This window comes from Halosimplex carlsbadense 2-9-1 (genome assembly GCF_000337455.1).
Classification (GTDB): Archaea; Halobacteriota; Halobacteria; order Halobacteriales; family Haloarculaceae; genus Halosimplex; species Halosimplex carlsbadense.
Genome location: NZ_AOIU01000031.1, coordinates 234,795 through 249,487, shown reverse-complemented (window position 1 = coordinate 249,487; position 14,693 = coordinate 234,795). Strand labels below are relative to the sequence as shown.

Sequence of the window (14,693 nt, the reverse complement as noted above, 5' to 3'; positions counted from 1 at the left end):
AAACCACACGATTCGGTGCCGGGGGTCGGGTCGGAGGCGGTGCGTGGGGTGGTCGAACCGCCAGCGCGAGCGCGGGACGGCTCGTCGCCGGTGTCGAACTGCCGCGGCACAGGCCCGTGCGCCACCGTGGAGCCATGGCGACCGCTGACCGCGTCGCCGACCTCCGACTGGAGGTCGCAGAGCGACCGAAGACGGCGCTGTTCGGGCTGTTCGTCCTCGGTCTCTGCGTCGACCTCCTGCTGAAGATCTTCGGGGTCGAGGTGGCGATCGGGTCGGTCAAGCTCTTCGGGGGGACGCTCGCCGCGAGCCGGCTGATCACGCTCGTCTGGAACGGCGTGGTCGTCGGCCTGGGGATCGGACTGGCCGGGATCGGCCTCTCGATGACCTACAGCATCCTGAGCTTCGCGAACTTCGCCCACGGTGACTACATCACGACCGGCGCGTTCGCCGGCTGGGCCGTCGCGTGGCTGCTCGCGGGCCTCGGGTCGGGCCTCCTCGACGGCAACGTCCTCTTCCTCGGGACGCTCGGGTTCGGTCCCGACGGCCCGAGCGCGGCGGACCTGTCGGTCAACGCCCTGTCGAACCCGCTGGCGGTGTTCGCCGGGCTCGTCGTCGCGGTGGTCGCGACGATCGCCGTCTCGCTCGCCCTGGACCGGGTCGTCTTCCGGCCCATGCGCGACCAGAGCGGGATCGCCGTCCTGATCGCGAGCATCGGCGTCGCGCTCGCGCTGCGGTACCTGATCGTCTTCTTCTTCGGGCCGACCAACCGCGGGCTGACCGCCGGCGGGTCGAAACTGATCCTCGCCGGCGTGAGCGGGAAACTCGCGCTGGCGACCGAGCGGTCGACGATCGTCCTCGCCGCCAACGACAACGTCCCGAGCGACGCCTTCTACGTCGAACTCCCGGGGCTGGACTTCGGGAGCTACACCGCCGAGATCCTCTCGGTCACGAGCGCCGAGGCGACGCTGGTCGTCACGTCGCTGGCGCTGATGGTCGCGTTGCACCTCGCGCTCCAGCGGACGAAACTCGGCAAGGCCATGCGCGCGATGGCCGACAACGAGGACCTGGCCCGGGTCACCGGTATCCCGACCGAGCGCGTCGTTCGCGCGACCTGGGTCATCGGCGGCGGCCTCGCCGGCGCCGCCGGCTTCCTGATGGCGCTCGAACGCGGGACGCTGTCGTACAACCTCGGCTGGGTGCTGCTCCTCCTGATTTTCGCCGCGGTCATCCTCGGCGGGATCGGGTCGATATACGGCGCGATGGTCGGCGGCCTGCTCATCGGGCTCACCCAGTCCGTCTCGCTGGTGTGGATCCCGTCGTCGTTCTCGACGGCGGCGGCGTTCGCGATCATGATCCTCGTGCTGGTGATCCGGCCTGACGGCCTGTTCGGGGGGGTGACGACCGCATGAGCGGGTCGGAGGGCGCGTCCGCGACGGGCGAGAGCGTCCTCGACCGCCTCGCCGCGGAGCTGCGGGAGGGCGACGCCGGCCTGATCGTCCTGGTGATGGGCGGCATCTACGTGCTGTTCACGATCTTCGCCGTCCTCGGGCCGCCCCAGGGCCTCGGCGGCGTCGTCGCCGCACTGCAGGCGGTCACCTTCTGGACGGCGCTGTACGCGATGCTCGTCCTCGCGCTGAACCTCCACTGGGGCTACGCCGGCCTGTTCAACATCGGCGTCGCGGGGTTCATGGCAGTCGGCGTCTACACGTTCGCCGCGATCACGGCCCCGACCGGCGGGACGCCGCCGGGCCTGGGCCTCCCGTTGTGGGTCGGTATCGTCGGCGGTATGCTGATGGCCGCGGTCGCCGGCGCCGTGATCGCGCTCCCCGCGCTCCGGCTCCGAGCGGACTACCTCGCGATCGTCACCGTCGCGTTCTCGGAGATCGTCCGCCTCACGCTGCTGTCGACGACGTTTCAGCAGTTCACGCTGTTCGCGAACGTTCCCGTCCTCCCGTCGATTCCGCTCGGCACCGGCGCCGGCCGCGGGATCAACATCCCGATCAACCCGACGATCCCGATCAAATCGCTGTTCTACACGAACCCGGGCAACCCCGCCAGTGGGAGCCGGACCGCGCTCGGGGACGCCGTCATCTCGGCGTTCGGCGCCGTCGGCGTCCGGGAGACCGTCGTCATTTCGCTCGCCTACACCCTCGTCCTGATCGCCTTCGTCGCGCTGTTCTACTGGCTGCTGCGCCGGATCGGCAACTCGCCGTTCGGCCGGGTCCTGAAGGCCATCCGCGAGGACGAGCTCGTCGCCAACTCGCTGGGCAAGGACACCCGGCTGTTCAAAGTGAAGGTGTTCATGGTCGGCTGCGCGCTGATGGGCCTGGGCGGGATCCTCTGGGAGACCCAGAAGGGGTACACCGACCCCACGGCGACGACGTTCATGCCGATCCAGACCTTCTACATTTTCATCGCGCTGATGATCGGCGGCGCCGGCTCGAACACCGGGAGCGTCCTCGGGGGCGCGCTGTTCGCCAGCCTCCTCTTCCAGGGTCCCCAGCGCGTCGCCGGGATCTTCACGAAGTACTTCGTCAGCGGCGACGCGCCGACCACGATCGCCGGCGCCCTCGCGCCGATCGGATCGCTCGATTTCGGCCCGCTGTTCGCCTACACGCTCCAGAACGTCCCGCCGCTGCGGTTCGTCCTCCTCGGCGTCGTCCTGATCGTCCTGATGCAGCGGCGGCCGAGTGGCCTGCTCGGCCACCGCAAGGAGGTCGCCGCGAGCGTCCCCCTCTCGGACCACGGCGGCAGGCCCGGACGGGACCGACCGCGAGCGGCGGCCGACGGCGGTCTCGCGAGCGACGCGAGCGATACCTCGTCGGAGTCGTGCTCCGACGGCGGCGACCCAGCCGACGAGGGCGGAGCCACAGACGGCCCGGACCGGTCCCCGGAGGGAGGTGAGGGCGATGAGTGACGACGCGCCGACCGCCGAGACGGCCGAGACGACCGAACAGCCCGCCGCGACAACTTCGGACCCCGTCGAGACCGCCGCGGACGTCGACGACGCCGAATCGACGACGCCCGCCGGCACCGAGCGCGACGGGCTCGACCCGGCCGACGCCTCGCTGGTCGTCGACGGCCTCTCGAAGCGCTTCGGCGGCATCGACGCCGTCGACGGGGTTTCCTTCGCCGTCGAGCGGGGGACGTTGACCGGGCTCATCGGCCCGAACGGTGCGGGCAAGTCGACGACGTTCGACCTGATAACCGGCGTCCACGACCCCGACGGCGGACGGGTCACCTTCGAGGGGCGGGAGATCACCGGTGCCCGGACGGCCGCGGTCGCGAACGAGGGGCTCGTGCGGACGTTCCAGATCGCCCGCGAACTGGAGGAGATGACCGTGCTGGAGAACCTGATGCTCGCGCCGCGGGGCCAGTCGGGCGAGAAGCTGGTCGACGCGGTCGCACCTGTCCTCCGCGGGCGAGTCCGCGAGGAGGAGCGCGAGCTTCGCGAGCGGGTGTGGGACACCCTGGAGCTGTTCGAGATCGACCACCTCGCCGAGGAGTACGCGGGCAACCTCAGCGGCGGCCAGCGGAAACTGCTCGAACTCGCCCGGGCGCTGATGGTCGACCCGTCGATGATGCTGCTGGACGAACCGTTCGCCGGCGTCAACCCGACGCTGGAGGAGAAGCTGCTCGACCGCGTCCACGAGCTGCGCGAGGACGGACTGACCTTCCTGCTGGTCGAACACGACATGGACCTCATCATGGAACACTGCGAACACGTCATCGTCATGCACCAGGGCCAGGTCCTCGCGGAGGGGCCGCCCGCGGACATCAGATCGAACGAACGCGTCGTCGACGCCTACCTGGGGGAGGACCTGTGAGCGACGCCGAGCGGTCCGGCGCGACCGGGGTCGACGCGACCGAGGCCGACGCGGATTCGGCGTCGGCCCCCGCGGACCCGCTGCTCTCGGTCCGGGGCCTCGACGCGGGGTACGGCGACCTGCAGATCCTGACGGACGTGGATCTGGACGTGGGCGACGGCGAGTACGTCACCATCGTCGGCCCGAACGGCGCGGGCAAGTCGACGGTGATGAAGTCCGTGTTCGGCCTCACCCGGGTGTTCGACGGGTCGATCACGTTCGATGGTGGGGACATCACCGATGAGGCGCCGGAGTCGATGGTCCACCACGGCCTCGGGTACGTGCCCCAGAACGAGAACGTCTTCGCGGGCCTGTCGGTCCGCGAGAACCTGGAGATGGGCGCGTACATCCGCGAGGAGTTCCCCGACGACGCGCTGGCGGCCGTCTACGACCGCTTCCCGATTCTTCAGGAGCGCGAGGAACAGCGCGCGGGGACGCTGTCGGGCGGCCAACAGCAGATGCTCGCGATGGGGCGGGCGCTGATGCTCGACCCCGACCTGCTCCTGCTCGACGAGCCCTCCGCGGGGCTCGCTCCGGATCTCGTCGACGACCTGTTCGACCGCATCGACGCCATCAACGAGGCCGGGACGGCGATACTGATGGTCGAACAGAACGCCACGGAGGCGCTGCGCCGGTGCGACCGCGGCTACGTCCTCGTGCAGGGCAAGAACCGCTTCGTCGACTCGGGCGAGGCGCTGCTTTCCGACGAGAGCGTGCGCCAGCAGTTCCTCGGCGGGTGAGCGGGCTCGAAAACGGTGAATTCGGCCCCGAGCTAGGCAGAGTATTCGATGTTCTCGATGACCTCGAAGCCGCCCTCCTGGTAGCGGTAGAACTGGTAGGTGGCGGCGGCGATGTCGCCCACGTCGTCGAACTCGACGGCGCTGGAGGCGCCCTGGTAGTTGACCTCGGTGCCGCTGGCGGCCATCTCCAGGCCCTCGGCGAGGTTCTCCGGCGTGACCTCCTCGCCGCCCTCGTTGGCGACGGCGTTCATCTGGTCGCGGATCGCTTCGCCGTCGTTCTCGCCCGCGGCGGCGTTGGCCAGCGCCAGTACCGCGACGGCGTCGAACGACTGGCCGGTGAACGGGCTCTCCGAGGGATCGCTGTCGTAGGCCTCCTGGTAGAGCGAGTCGAACGTGTCCCGACCCGGACCGGTCGAGGTCGGGGCCGTGCCCCAGACGTTGCGCATGGAGTTGCCGACGTTGCCCGGCAGACTCCCGCTCTGGAGACCGTCCGGGACGATGACGTCGCAGAAGTCCTGCGAGTAGTCGTTGTAGAAGTCGCGGAAGATCCGGACGCCGCTGTCGGGGTAGCCGACGATCATCAACAGGTCCGGCTGGTCCTGTAGCGCGGAACTCAGCTGGGATGTGTACGACGAGGCGCCAGGCTCGAAACTGACTTCCTGCTGAACGGTCCCGCCCGCGTCCTCCCAGGCGGAGACGTAGGCGTCGGCCAGCCCCTGTCCGTAGTCGTTGTTCAGCGCGAGCGTCGCCGTCGTCGACGCCTCCAGGCGCTCGCGGCCGATCTGGGTCATCACCTCGGACTGCAGCGCGTCCGTCGGCGTCGTCCGGTAGAGGTAGCCGTTGTCCTCCAGGTCCGTGATCGCCGGCGACGTGCTCGCGGGCGAGCACTCGACGACGCCGTTCGGGATCGCCACGTTGTTGGCCGTCTGGATGGTCACCGTCGAGGACAGCGCACCGGCGATCATCGGGTAGCCCGCCGAGACGAGCGACTCGGCGCCGGAGATTCCCGTGTTCGGGTCCGTCGCCGTGTCCTCGAACTGGTAGTCGACTGTGAACGTGTCGCTCTCCTCGTCCATGTAGTCGGCCGCCAGCTCGGCTCCCTGCCGGATCGGCGGGCCCAGATCCGAGAGCTGGCCGGTCACGCCCATCAGGATCCCCAGCCGGATGGTCCGGGACTCGACGGCGCCACCGTCCCCACCCGCGTCCGTCTCCGTGTCCGTGTCGCCGTCCCCGGACTCGTCGGTCGGGGTGGCGGTCGACATGTCCTCACCGTCACCACCGTCGCCACCGCTGTCTTCCTCCGTCGGCGTGTCCTCCCCCGCCTGCGCACACCCGGCCAACCCCGCGACGCCCGCGACACCGAGCCCCTTGAGTATCTTCCGTCGACGTATCTTGCGAGACATCTTACCACGTTCCTTGTCAACCAGTCACTATAAAGGTGTCCCAAAAACTGTCACGTTCTCATCGCAATAGGAACGACGGGACGCGCCCGCACAGCTTTCGAGAATCCGTCAGAACAGCCCGGCCGATCCGATGGGCAGAATCGTGACAGATTCGGTCCATGTAATGGGCGCTTACTCGCCGACGGCTCCGCACGCCGGTGACCGCGGCAGTTTCGTCGGTGTGTGGCGGCGTCAGATGTCCCGACAGTCCGGACAGAGCAGCTGTCCGTTGAACGGTGAGAGCTCCCGCGAGAGCGACCCGCAGGCCTCGCACAGCGACTGGTCCTCGAACCGCGACCCGCCGCTCCGGCGCGTCTCCGCGGGCTCGGCGTCCGGGTTCCCCCGGCCTTCGGTGACCCCGGCGACCGCTCGCTCGCGCTCGGCCATCGCGGCACCGTTGGCCGTCCGAGCGAGCGGCGAGGCGGTCAACAGGTCCCGTTCGGTCAGCACGCCGAGCGGTTCGTCCCCGTCGGAGACGAGGGCCCGCTGGGTCGACCCCACGGACAGCTCGTCGGCCGCCTCGGCGATGGTCATCTCCGGCGAGACGGTCGGCAGCGCGTCGGTCATCGCTTCGGACACGCTGGGCGAGTCCTCACCGGCATCGACGAACGCCGCGAGCGCGTCCCGTTCGGTGACGACCCCGACCGGGTCGCTCCCCCGCAGGACGACGGCGCTGTCTGTCCCCTCTTCCAGCATCAACTCGGCCGTCTCCTCGAGGTCGTCCGCCTCGCTGACCCCGACGAACTCGCGGTCCATCACCTCCCGGACGCTCGCGTCTGGTTCCATGTGCGGACGTTTACCACACTGCGTCTAAAAGCTATCTGCACCACGCTTAAGACGGCGCGCGCCGTATTTTGCGGGGCAGAAACTATCCAGCGAGACGGGTCGAACGGGCCGTTCACGCCGAGGGGTCGGCTTCACCGGTCGTCCAGTCGACGTGTACGTCCTCACCGGTCGCGCGGCACTCTTCGAGGGCGTGTTTGGCCGCCATCCCCGCGTCCTGGGCGACGCGCCCGCGGCCGACGCCGACCTTGAGTTCCACGTCGACCGCGTCGCGGACGTGGTCGACCGCGTCCTGATACTCGGCGGCGTCCATGTCGGAGCAGACGGCGATGACGTTGTCGCCGCCGACGAAGAAAGACAACGAGTCGTAGGCCCGGCGCATGTAGCGCATGAGTTCGGCGTAGCCCTGCTCGATCCGAATGAACGTATCGAACTCGTTGAGCTGGTCGGTGTACTTGCCCGTCGCGTCGTTCACGTCGAAGTGGGCGATCTGCAGGTCCTCCTCGGTCCGGAACTCATCGTCGATGGTACGGCCCCGAAGGATCTCCCGGCGGGACTTGTCCTGGGCGCTCCCGGCCTCCTGGAGCGCCTCCGTCGCGGTGCCGAGCGCCTCCGCGGGCGTCGTCCCGGTGGCGACGCTGAGGCTCATCGTGACGGGGTAGCGGTTGGCGACCGACTCCTGGATGAGCGCGTGGTCGTCCTCGTCGAGTCCGTTCGTGACGGCGATCATGTTGTCGAACCGCGAGAAGAAGACGTAGCCGCCGCGGTTGCCGATCAGTTGCGAGAGGTCGGCGTACAGCCGCGATTGCAGCGTCTGAAGGTCGACCTCCCGCCGGGGCTCGGGCGTGACCGTCCAGGGACCGTAGTTGTCGATCTGGACGTGCGTTACCTGCGTGTTCGTCACAGTACCCGGCGGTTAGGAAGCTGCCTGTTTTGTTCTTTCCGTTCGGTCTGCTCCCGATTCACTCCAGTGTCGGGGGGTCATCGACCCGGTCGCCGCCGTCGTCGCCGAGCAGTCTCGGGTCGTCGCTCGCCAGTTCCACCGTCCCGACCAGCGAGTTGTAGCTGACCACCCCCGTCGCGATCAGTTTCGGCAGGTGACGCTGGAACAGGTCCTCGCGGACTCGTTCGACGACGTCGACGGGGACGTCTCCGGGGCTCTTGCCCCGGTCGGCGGCGACGACGAGCCGCGCCAGGTCCGACACCGGGATCGGTCCGTCGCAGTCGTCGAGGCGGGCGAGCACTCGACGGCGCCGGTCGCTCGCGCGCAGGTCCGCGACGACCGACGCGGGAAGGCGAGCGTCCGACCCGTCCGCTGACTCGCTCCCCTCGGTCGGCGGTCTCCGTTCGTTTGTTCCCCCCTCGGTGTCGTCGGATCGTGGCATTGGCCTTCGGTTAGGACGCTACGTGGCGCCCGCTCTTGTATGTGTCGCGGTATCACAACTCATGATATATCTCCGAGCCGAAGCGGCCGAATACGTCGTCGGTGGGTCGAGATGCGGTGTGTCACCGGATCCCGTTGCGGTACCACTATGAGTCGTCCGGGCGACCGGTGTCGTACATGCAAGTCGTCCTGCTGACGGCCGGGGAGGGAACCCGGATGCGTCCCCTGACGGAGTCGCTGCCCAAGCCGATGCTGCCGGTCGCCGACCGACCGCTGGTCGCCCACGGCGCCGACGCGGCCGTCGACGCGGGCGCCTCGGAGCTGATCCTCGTGGTGGGCTACGAGGCCGACGCGGTCAGGGCGTACTTCGGCGAGGAGTATCGCGGCGTCCCCGTCGAATACGCCGTCCAGGCGGAGCAACTCGGAACCGCCCACGCCGTCGACTGCGCGAGGGAGTACCTCGACGGCCCGTTCGCCGTCCTCAACGGCGACGACCTCTACGACCGCGCGAGCGTCGACGCCCTCCTCTCGGCCGACGGCCCGGCGGTCGGCACCTACCGCGTCGACGACCCGACCAGCTACGGCGTCTTCGAGGTGGGCGACGGGGTCGTCACCGGCATCGTCGAGAAACCGACCGACCCGCCGACGGACCTGGTCAACGTCGGGGCCTATCGCTTCCCCGCCGAGGCCCGCGAGTGGCTCGACGTGCCGGTGAGCGAACGCGGCGAACACGAGATCACGGACGTGCTCTCGAAAGTCATCGACGAGCACTCGGTCCGGACCGTCGAGGTCGAGCGCTGGCTTGGCTGCGGTCGTCCCTGGGAACTGCTGGAGGCCAACGAGTGGAAGATCGCCGAACTCGACCGCGACGTGCGCGGGGCGGTCCACGAGTCGGCCGACCTGCGCGGTGACGTGGTCGTCGAGGAGGGGGCGACCGTCGACGCCGGCGTCGTCGTCGAGGGACCGGCGCTGATCCGCGAGGGCGCACGAGTCGGCCCGAACGCCTACGTCCGCGGCGCGACGCTGCTGGCCGAGAATACCCACGTCGGCAACGCCGTCGAAGTGAAAAACAGCGTCGTCATGGCGGGGACGCACGTCCCGCACCACAACTACGTCGGCGACAGCGTGCTGGGCCGGGACGTGAACTTCGGCGCGGGGACGAAAGTGGCGAACCTCCGCCACGACGGCGGCGACGTGCGCGTCACCGTCAAGGGCGAGCGCGTCTCGACCGGCCGCCGGAAGTTCGGCGTCGTCGCCGGTGACGGGGCCAAGACCGGGATCAACACGAGCCTCAACCCCGGTGTGAAACTCTCGGCGGGCGCGACCAGCGCGCCCGGCGAGTCGGTCACCCGCGACCGCTGACCGGGGGGTCGGGCCGGCGTCGATGTATGCGGTTAAGTGGGTCCGTACATACGACTCGGACACGATGGTGGATCCCACGTCCGATCTCAACGAAGACGTATCCGAGGAGGAGGCGCCGACGTGCGCCGTCTGCGGCGCGGCGCTGGTACAGGACCCCGACCACAGGGTCGTCACGCGCGTCGACGACGGCCAGGTGGAGACGACACACTTCTGTAGCGACGCCCACCGCGAGGAGTGGGCCGGTTGACGACGGGACGTGTCAGATTCTATTATAAAACCCTAAATCGGGTACCCGCCAACTGCGATACATGGTCCAAGGGGGGGTAGCGACCGTGCTGGTCGTCGACGACGACGAGGCAGTCGCGGACGTGTACGCGAGTCAACTCAGCGAATCCTACGACGTATCGACCGCGTACGACGGGGAGTCGGCGCTCGAACAGGTGACCGCGGACGTGGACGTGGTGTTGCTCGACCGACGGATGCACGGCCTCTCGGGACGGGAGGTCCTCGAACGCATCAGGGGGAGAGACATCGACTGCGGGGTGGTGATGGTCACCGCGGTCGACCCCGGCTTCGACATCGTCGACATGGGCTTCGACGACTACCTGCTCAAACCGGTCGAGGGCGCGCAACTGCAGTCCGTGGTCGCCGAGGCCGTCAACCGACTCGACAAGCGTGCCGTCGTCCGGGAGTATCACGCCCTCTCGGCGAAAGTCGCCACGCTGCGCGTCGAGAAGAACCCGGCCGAACTCGAGAGCAGCGAGGAGTACCAGCGACTGCGCGCCCGCCTCGAAGACCTCGAAGCCCGGATCGAGGACGGCGCCGACGCCGAGTCGGACGGCTGACACGGCAGCCGGCACGTCCGCGAGCGCGTCCGGCGGTGAGCCCGTCTCCCAGCGGCGACCCGACGGGCGAGCCGTTCCGGAGGGGCGACTGGATAGCCGATCCGTTCCGGAGAGCCGAACAGATACGCGGCGATTCCTCCACACTTTAGTAGAGGCCACAAGTAGCCGCCGGCATGGCACGAGACTACAGAGACCTCCACGATCCGAACGCCGAGTACACGATGCGGGAACTGTCGGCCGAGACGATGGGCGCCTCGGCCAAGCGCGGCGGCGGCCGAGACGTGGAGATAACGGACGTACAGACGACGATGGTCGACGGGAACTTCCCGTGGACGCTGGTGCGGGTCTACACCGACGCGGGCCTCGTCGGCACCGGTGAGGCCTACTGGGGCGCGGGCATCCCCGAGCTGATCGAGCGGATGGCGCCGTTCCTCATCGGCGAAAACCCGCTGGACATCGACCGCCTGTACGAACACCTGATCCAGAAGATGTCCGGCGAGGGCTCCGTCGAGGGCGTCACCGTCTCGGCCATCTCCGGTATCGAGGTCGCGTTGCACGACCTGGCGGGCAAGATCATCGAGGTGCCCGCCTACCAGTTGCTCGGCGGGAAGTACCGCGACCACATGCGCGTCTACTGCGACTGTCACACCGAGGAGGAGGCCGACCCCGACGCCTGCGCCGACGAGGCCGAACGCGTCGTCGAGGAACTCGGCTACGACGCGCTGAAGTTCGACCTCGACGTGCCCTCGGGCCACGAGAAGGACCGCGCCAACCGCCACCTCCGCCCGGGCGAGATCCGCCACAAGGCCGAGATCGTCGAGAAAGTCACCGAGCGCGTCAAGGATCGGGCGGACGTGGCCTTCGACTGTCACTGGACGTTCTCGGGCAACTCCGCCGAGCGGCTGGCCGAGGCCATCGACGACTACGACGTGTGGTGGCTCGAAGACCCCGTCCCGCCGGAGAACCTCGAAGTTCAGGAGAAGGTGACCGACTCGACGACGACGCCGATCACCGTCGGCGAGAACCGCTACCGGGTCACCGAACACCGGCGACTCATCGAGGAACAGGCCGTCGACATCGTCGCGCCGGACATGCCGAAGATCGGCGGCATGCGCGAGACGCGGAAGATCGCCGACGTGGCCAACCAGTACTACGTCCCCGTCGCCATGCACAACGTCTCCTCGCCCGTCGGAACGATCGCCAGCGCCCACGTCGGCGCGAGCGTCCCGAACTCCCTGGCCGTCGAGTACCACTCCTACGAACTCGACTGGTGGGAAGACCTCGTCGAAGAGGACGGCCTCATCGAGGACGGCTACATGAAAGTCCCCGAGGAGAACGGCCTGGGCGTCACCCTGGATCTGGACACCGTCGAGGACCACATGGTGAAAGGCGAGACGCTGTTCGACGAAGCGTAAGGTTCGTCGAACCGGCGAATCTTCGATTCGACTCGTTCGACGAAGCGGACGCGAAGCCGACTGACGACGCTTTGCAGACGGCGAGCGGCCGGGAAATTCCGGCGCGCCGAATCAGTCGAGGAAGTACTGCACGAGTGCGTGGTGGCCCGGTGCCACCTCGTCGGGGACCGCAGCGAACCAGTCGAGGTTGGGGTTCGAGGCGATCGGGCCGGCACCGGGGCCGCCGGGTCCGCCGGCGCCGGCGGGCGGCCCACCGGGTCCCGCGGGCGGTCCCTCGCCCTCCGGGGAGTCCTCGTCGTCGGGACCGACGCCCGGTGGCGGGCCGCCGCCGGGGCCCACGCCGCCCGGACCGCCCATCGCCGGGATCAGCGAGGCGGTGAACGCGACCGTGTAGCCGACGACGCTCTCGTCGCCGTCCTCGGTCCGCGTCTCCGTGCGGATCACCAGTTCGGGTTGCTCGACCTGAACGGGGAAACTCAGCTCGTCCTCGGCCCAGCGGTCGGCGGCGACCGCCCAGTCCTCGTCGGCGCCGACCGGCCCGTTCGGGAGCGTCCACCCGTCGACCCACTCGGAGTCGACCAGCAGGAGACGGCCCTGTTCGTCGGTCACCGCGACGACGACGAGGCCGCTCTGGTTCTCGGCGCCCTCGGCCGCCTGCTCGAACGCCTCGCTGTCGACGACCTGCTCCTGCTCGCGGAAGTCGACACCCGGTTCCTCGCGGAGCGACTCCGGGTCCCTGATACTGACCATGTCTCTACTCAGAGGGGTCCGGTTGTAAAGTGTGGCGTCATCTCTCACACCTCGGCGACTTCGAAGTCGTACCCGACTCGCTCGCGGACGGTTTCGACCCCCTCAACCGCGCGGCGGAACTCGGTCCCGTCTCCGAACGCGACCCGGTGCGGCGGGGACTCGGACGCTCCGAGGCGGTCGGCGGTCCAGGCGAACGCCCGCAGAACCGTGCGGAGCGCCCGGTTCGGTTCGTCTCTCACCCGCTCGCCGACGGACTCCCAGTCGACGACGATTTCGCGGCGGTCGCGGTCGACCGCGACGCGCCGGACGTGGGCGAGCGAGGCGCCCGAGCCGGCTTCGAAGCGGAGCGTCCGATGGGTCAGCTCCCCACCGTCGCCCCACGTCGCGACCGGTCCCGTGGGGACGACGGCGCAGGGCAGATCGGTGAGTCGCTCGCGCGCACGCTCGACCAGCTCGGGACGCTCGCCCGCAGCTAGTTCGAACCGAGCGTGATGCGGGATCGACCGGTAGATCGGCCGTCCGTCGTGGCGGACCTCGATTCGTTGCACGTCCCAGACCCGCCAGCGCGCCTCGCCGAGCGGGCCGTCCACCTCGGGGTCCGCGACCGTCAGGGCGCGCACCAGCGCGTCGGCGTCCCCGGGGAGTGTCGCTCGCCAGATCGGGTTCGCGCCGTCGCTCGCGTCGGCGGGTAGTCGGTCGAGTTCCGCGTCGAGCACTCGCTGGGTGTGGGGACTCCGATCGTTCACGTCGTCGGTCGACATCGTCAGGCGCGCCTCGTCGCCGAACTCGCAGGCGACGGCGACCAGGCGTGTGTCGGCGGCGACCTCGTCGGCCCGGTCGCCGGTGGAGGCGACCTCGTGGGTCGGCGACCACTCGTCACGCCCCCGCGGCTCCCCATCCGTCGTCATCGCCCGTGGATACCGACGCCGGCTCGAAATGTCTTCGGGCGCCAGGGGAGCGCATCACGGTCGTCCGGCCGTTCGGCCACCGAAACGTTCTCGTCGGGAGCGGCCGCGCTCTCGGGCATGCGAACCATCGACGAAGTCCACATCGTGCCGCTGGGGTACGAGCACGACCGGATCCTCCGGCCCGTCCGCAAGCACGACGCGGACACCGTCTACCTCCTCGCCGACGACGGCGAACGCACGCCGCTGACCCCCTACCAGGAGGCGCTCGTCGAGGAACTGGAGAGCGACGGTCGGACTATCCGCTTTCGCGAGACGACTCTCTCGGACCTGTACGACGTACTCGCGGTCGTCACGACGGTCGCCGCCGACCACGAGGGGGACGTGGTCCGGGTCAACGTCTCCAGCGGCGGCAAGCTCGCCGCCATCGGGAGCGCCATCGCCTGCATGGCCACCGACGCCACCGCCTACTACGTCCGCGCCGAGGAACACGTCCCCGACCTGGCGGAGAACCCCCGGACCCGCGGGATGCGCGGCGACGTAGTCCTCCCATCCTACCCCATCGAAGCCGTCTCGCGCGACCAGGTCGCGATGCTCGCTTACCTCGAAGAGCGCAACACCGACAGCTACACCGCCAAGAAGTCCGACCTCATCGAACACGCCGAGTCGGAGGCGCTCTCCTTTATCGCCGACGCCGACCCGGCCAACGACAAGGCGAAGTTCGCCCTGCTCAACGCCAACATCATCGACCCGCTCGTCGACGACAGCTACATCGAGGTCGAACGCGTCGGCCGTCAGAAACAGATCCTGCTGACCGAGACGGGCCAGAACGTCCTCCACGCCTTCCGGCACAAGCTCTGACCCGCCGCGTCGCTGTCCGTTACTTGGTACGGATACCAGATACAGTATCTGTGGTACAGCGAGTAACGATAGTATGGATGGTATCAATACAATAGATGGTACAGAGATAGAAACTACAATCCCGTCCTGCCTACCAGTAGATGCGCGCAGTTCGGTGGGTGCGACGGCCCTCGCGTCGCCCTGTCAGGTCCCCACCCGCTGACGCTTCGGCCCTCCCCACGCCGCCCCCGACTGCGCCGCTGCCGTATCGCCCGCTAACCGATCCACCTGTGCCTCTGACACGGGGGCGACCGCCCTCCACCTCGGTCGCCCCGCTCCTGCTTCGAGTTCGACTCGTCTC

The 14,693-nt window shown here is 68.8% G+C and carries 15 protein-coding genes; 9 read left to right on the top strand and 6 right to left on the bottom strand.

Features of this window, described 5'->3' with window-relative positions:
* Positions 1-134 precede the first annotated feature (134 nt).
* The 4 genes from C475_RS13405 to C475_RS13390 are packed head-to-tail and all read left to right on the top strand — an operon-like array spanning position 135 to position 4,606.
* The gene (locus tag C475_RS13405; protein WP_006884384.1) at positions 135-1,409 is read left to right on the top strand and encodes a branched-chain amino acid ABC transporter permease; all 1,275 of its coding nucleotides are present in this window, start codon (positions 135-137) and stop codon (positions 1,407-1,409) included.
* On the top strand, positions 1,406-2,917 hold the full coding sequence (locus C475_RS13400; RefSeq protein WP_006884383.1) for a branched-chain amino acid ABC transporter permease: 1,512 nt from the start codon (positions 1,406-1,408) through the stop codon (positions 2,915-2,917). Before C475_RS13405 ends, C475_RS13400 begins: the two co-directional genes overlap by 4 nt.
* Complete coding sequence (locus C475_RS13395) at positions 2,910-3,827, top strand: ABC transporter ATP-binding protein (protein ID WP_006884382.1); 918 nt, start codon at positions 2,910-2,912, stop codon at positions 3,825-3,827. The genes C475_RS13400 and C475_RS13395 overlap by 8 nt, the downstream gene beginning before the upstream one ends.
* A complete protein-coding gene (locus C475_RS13390; RefSeq protein WP_006884381.1) occupies positions 3,824-4,606 on the top strand; it encodes an ABC transporter ATP-binding protein in 783 nt (260 codons plus the stop codon). Before C475_RS13395 ends, C475_RS13390 begins: the two co-directional genes overlap by 4 nt.
* A 32-nt stretch (positions 4,607-4,638) precedes the next feature.
* Here C475_RS13390 and C475_RS13385 read toward each other — a convergent pair whose 3' ends face one another.
* The 4 genes from C475_RS13385 to C475_RS13370 all read right to left on the bottom strand — a co-directional run bounded on the left by C475_RS13385 (position 4,639) and on the right by C475_RS13370 (position 8,216).
* Positions 4,639-6,009, bottom strand: coding sequence for an ABC transporter substrate-binding protein (locus C475_RS13385; RefSeq protein ID WP_006884380.1), 1,371 nt, complete (start codon positions 6,007-6,009; stop codon positions 4,639-4,641).
* A 231-nt stretch (positions 6,010-6,240) separates the two neighbouring features.
* Positions 6,241-6,834: a CBS domain-containing protein gene (locus C475_RS13380; RefSeq protein WP_006884379.1), complete on the bottom strand. Its 594-nt coding sequence runs from the start codon at positions 6,832-6,834 to the stop codon at positions 6,241-6,243.
* A gap of 112 nt (positions 6,835-6,946) precedes the next feature.
* The gene (locus C475_RS13375; protein WP_006884378.1) at positions 6,947-7,735 is read right to left on the bottom strand and encodes a GTP cyclohydrolase III; all 789 of its coding nucleotides are present in this window, start codon (positions 7,733-7,735) and stop codon (positions 6,947-6,949) included.
* Positions 7,736-7,793: 58 nt separating this feature from the next.
* Positions 7,794-8,216 carry a DUF7344 domain-containing protein gene (locus C475_RS13370; protein WP_006884377.1) on the bottom strand — a complete coding sequence of 141 codons (423 nt, stop codon included), beginning with the start codon at positions 8,214-8,216 and terminating at the stop codon, positions 7,794-7,796.
* A gap of 176 nt (positions 8,217-8,392) precedes the next feature.
* Between C475_RS13370 and glmU the strand changes: the two genes are divergently transcribed.
* From glmU to C475_RS13350, 4 genes are all read left to right on the top strand, one after another.
* Positions 8,393-9,577, top strand: a complete 1,185-nt coding sequence (glmU, locus tag C475_RS13365; protein WP_006884376.1) for a bifunctional sugar-1-phosphate nucleotidylyltransferase/acetyltransferase — start codon at positions 8,393-8,395, stop codon at positions 9,575-9,577.
* 64 nt (positions 9,578-9,641) lie between these two features.
* Positions 9,642-9,824 carry a DUF7576 family protein gene (locus C475_RS13360; RefSeq protein ID WP_006884375.1) on the top strand — a complete coding sequence of 61 codons (183 nt, stop codon included), beginning with the start codon at positions 9,642-9,644 and terminating at the stop codon, positions 9,822-9,824.
* A 61-nt stretch (positions 9,825-9,885) separates the two neighbouring features.
* Entirely contained in the window at positions 9,886-10,422 is a 537-nt protein-coding gene (locus C475_RS13355; RefSeq protein WP_049930577.1) for a response regulator transcription factor, read from the top strand.
* Between the two features lie 173 nt (positions 10,423-10,595).
* Positions 10,596-11,837 (top strand): mandelate racemase/muconate lactonizing enzyme family protein, encoded by a 1,242-nt coding sequence (locus C475_RS13350; RefSeq protein ID WP_006884373.1) that lies wholly within the window; start codon positions 10,596-10,598, stop codon positions 11,835-11,837.
* A 111-nt stretch (positions 11,838-11,948) separates the two neighbouring features.
* Here the strand turns inward: C475_RS13350 and C475_RS13345 are convergent, their stop codons facing one another.
* Together C475_RS13345 and C475_RS13340 are read right to left on the bottom strand one after the other, a co-directional pair.
* Entirely contained in the window at positions 11,949-12,587 is a 639-nt protein-coding gene (locus C475_RS13345) for an NUDIX domain-containing protein (RefSeq protein WP_006884372.1), read from the bottom strand.
* Positions 12,588-12,631: 44 nt separating this feature from the next.
* Entirely contained in the window at positions 12,632-13,495 is an 864-nt protein-coding gene (locus tag C475_RS13340) for a hypothetical protein (RefSeq protein WP_006884371.1), read from the bottom strand.
* 117 nt (positions 13,496-13,612) lie between these two features.
* Between C475_RS13340 and C475_RS13335 the strand changes: the two genes are divergently transcribed.
* Positions 13,613-14,353, top strand: a complete 741-nt coding sequence (locus C475_RS13335) for an HFX_2341 family transcriptional regulator domain-containing protein (protein WP_006884370.1) — start codon at positions 13,613-13,615, stop codon at positions 14,351-14,353.
* The last annotated feature ends 340 nt before the right edge of the window (positions 14,354-14,693 follow it).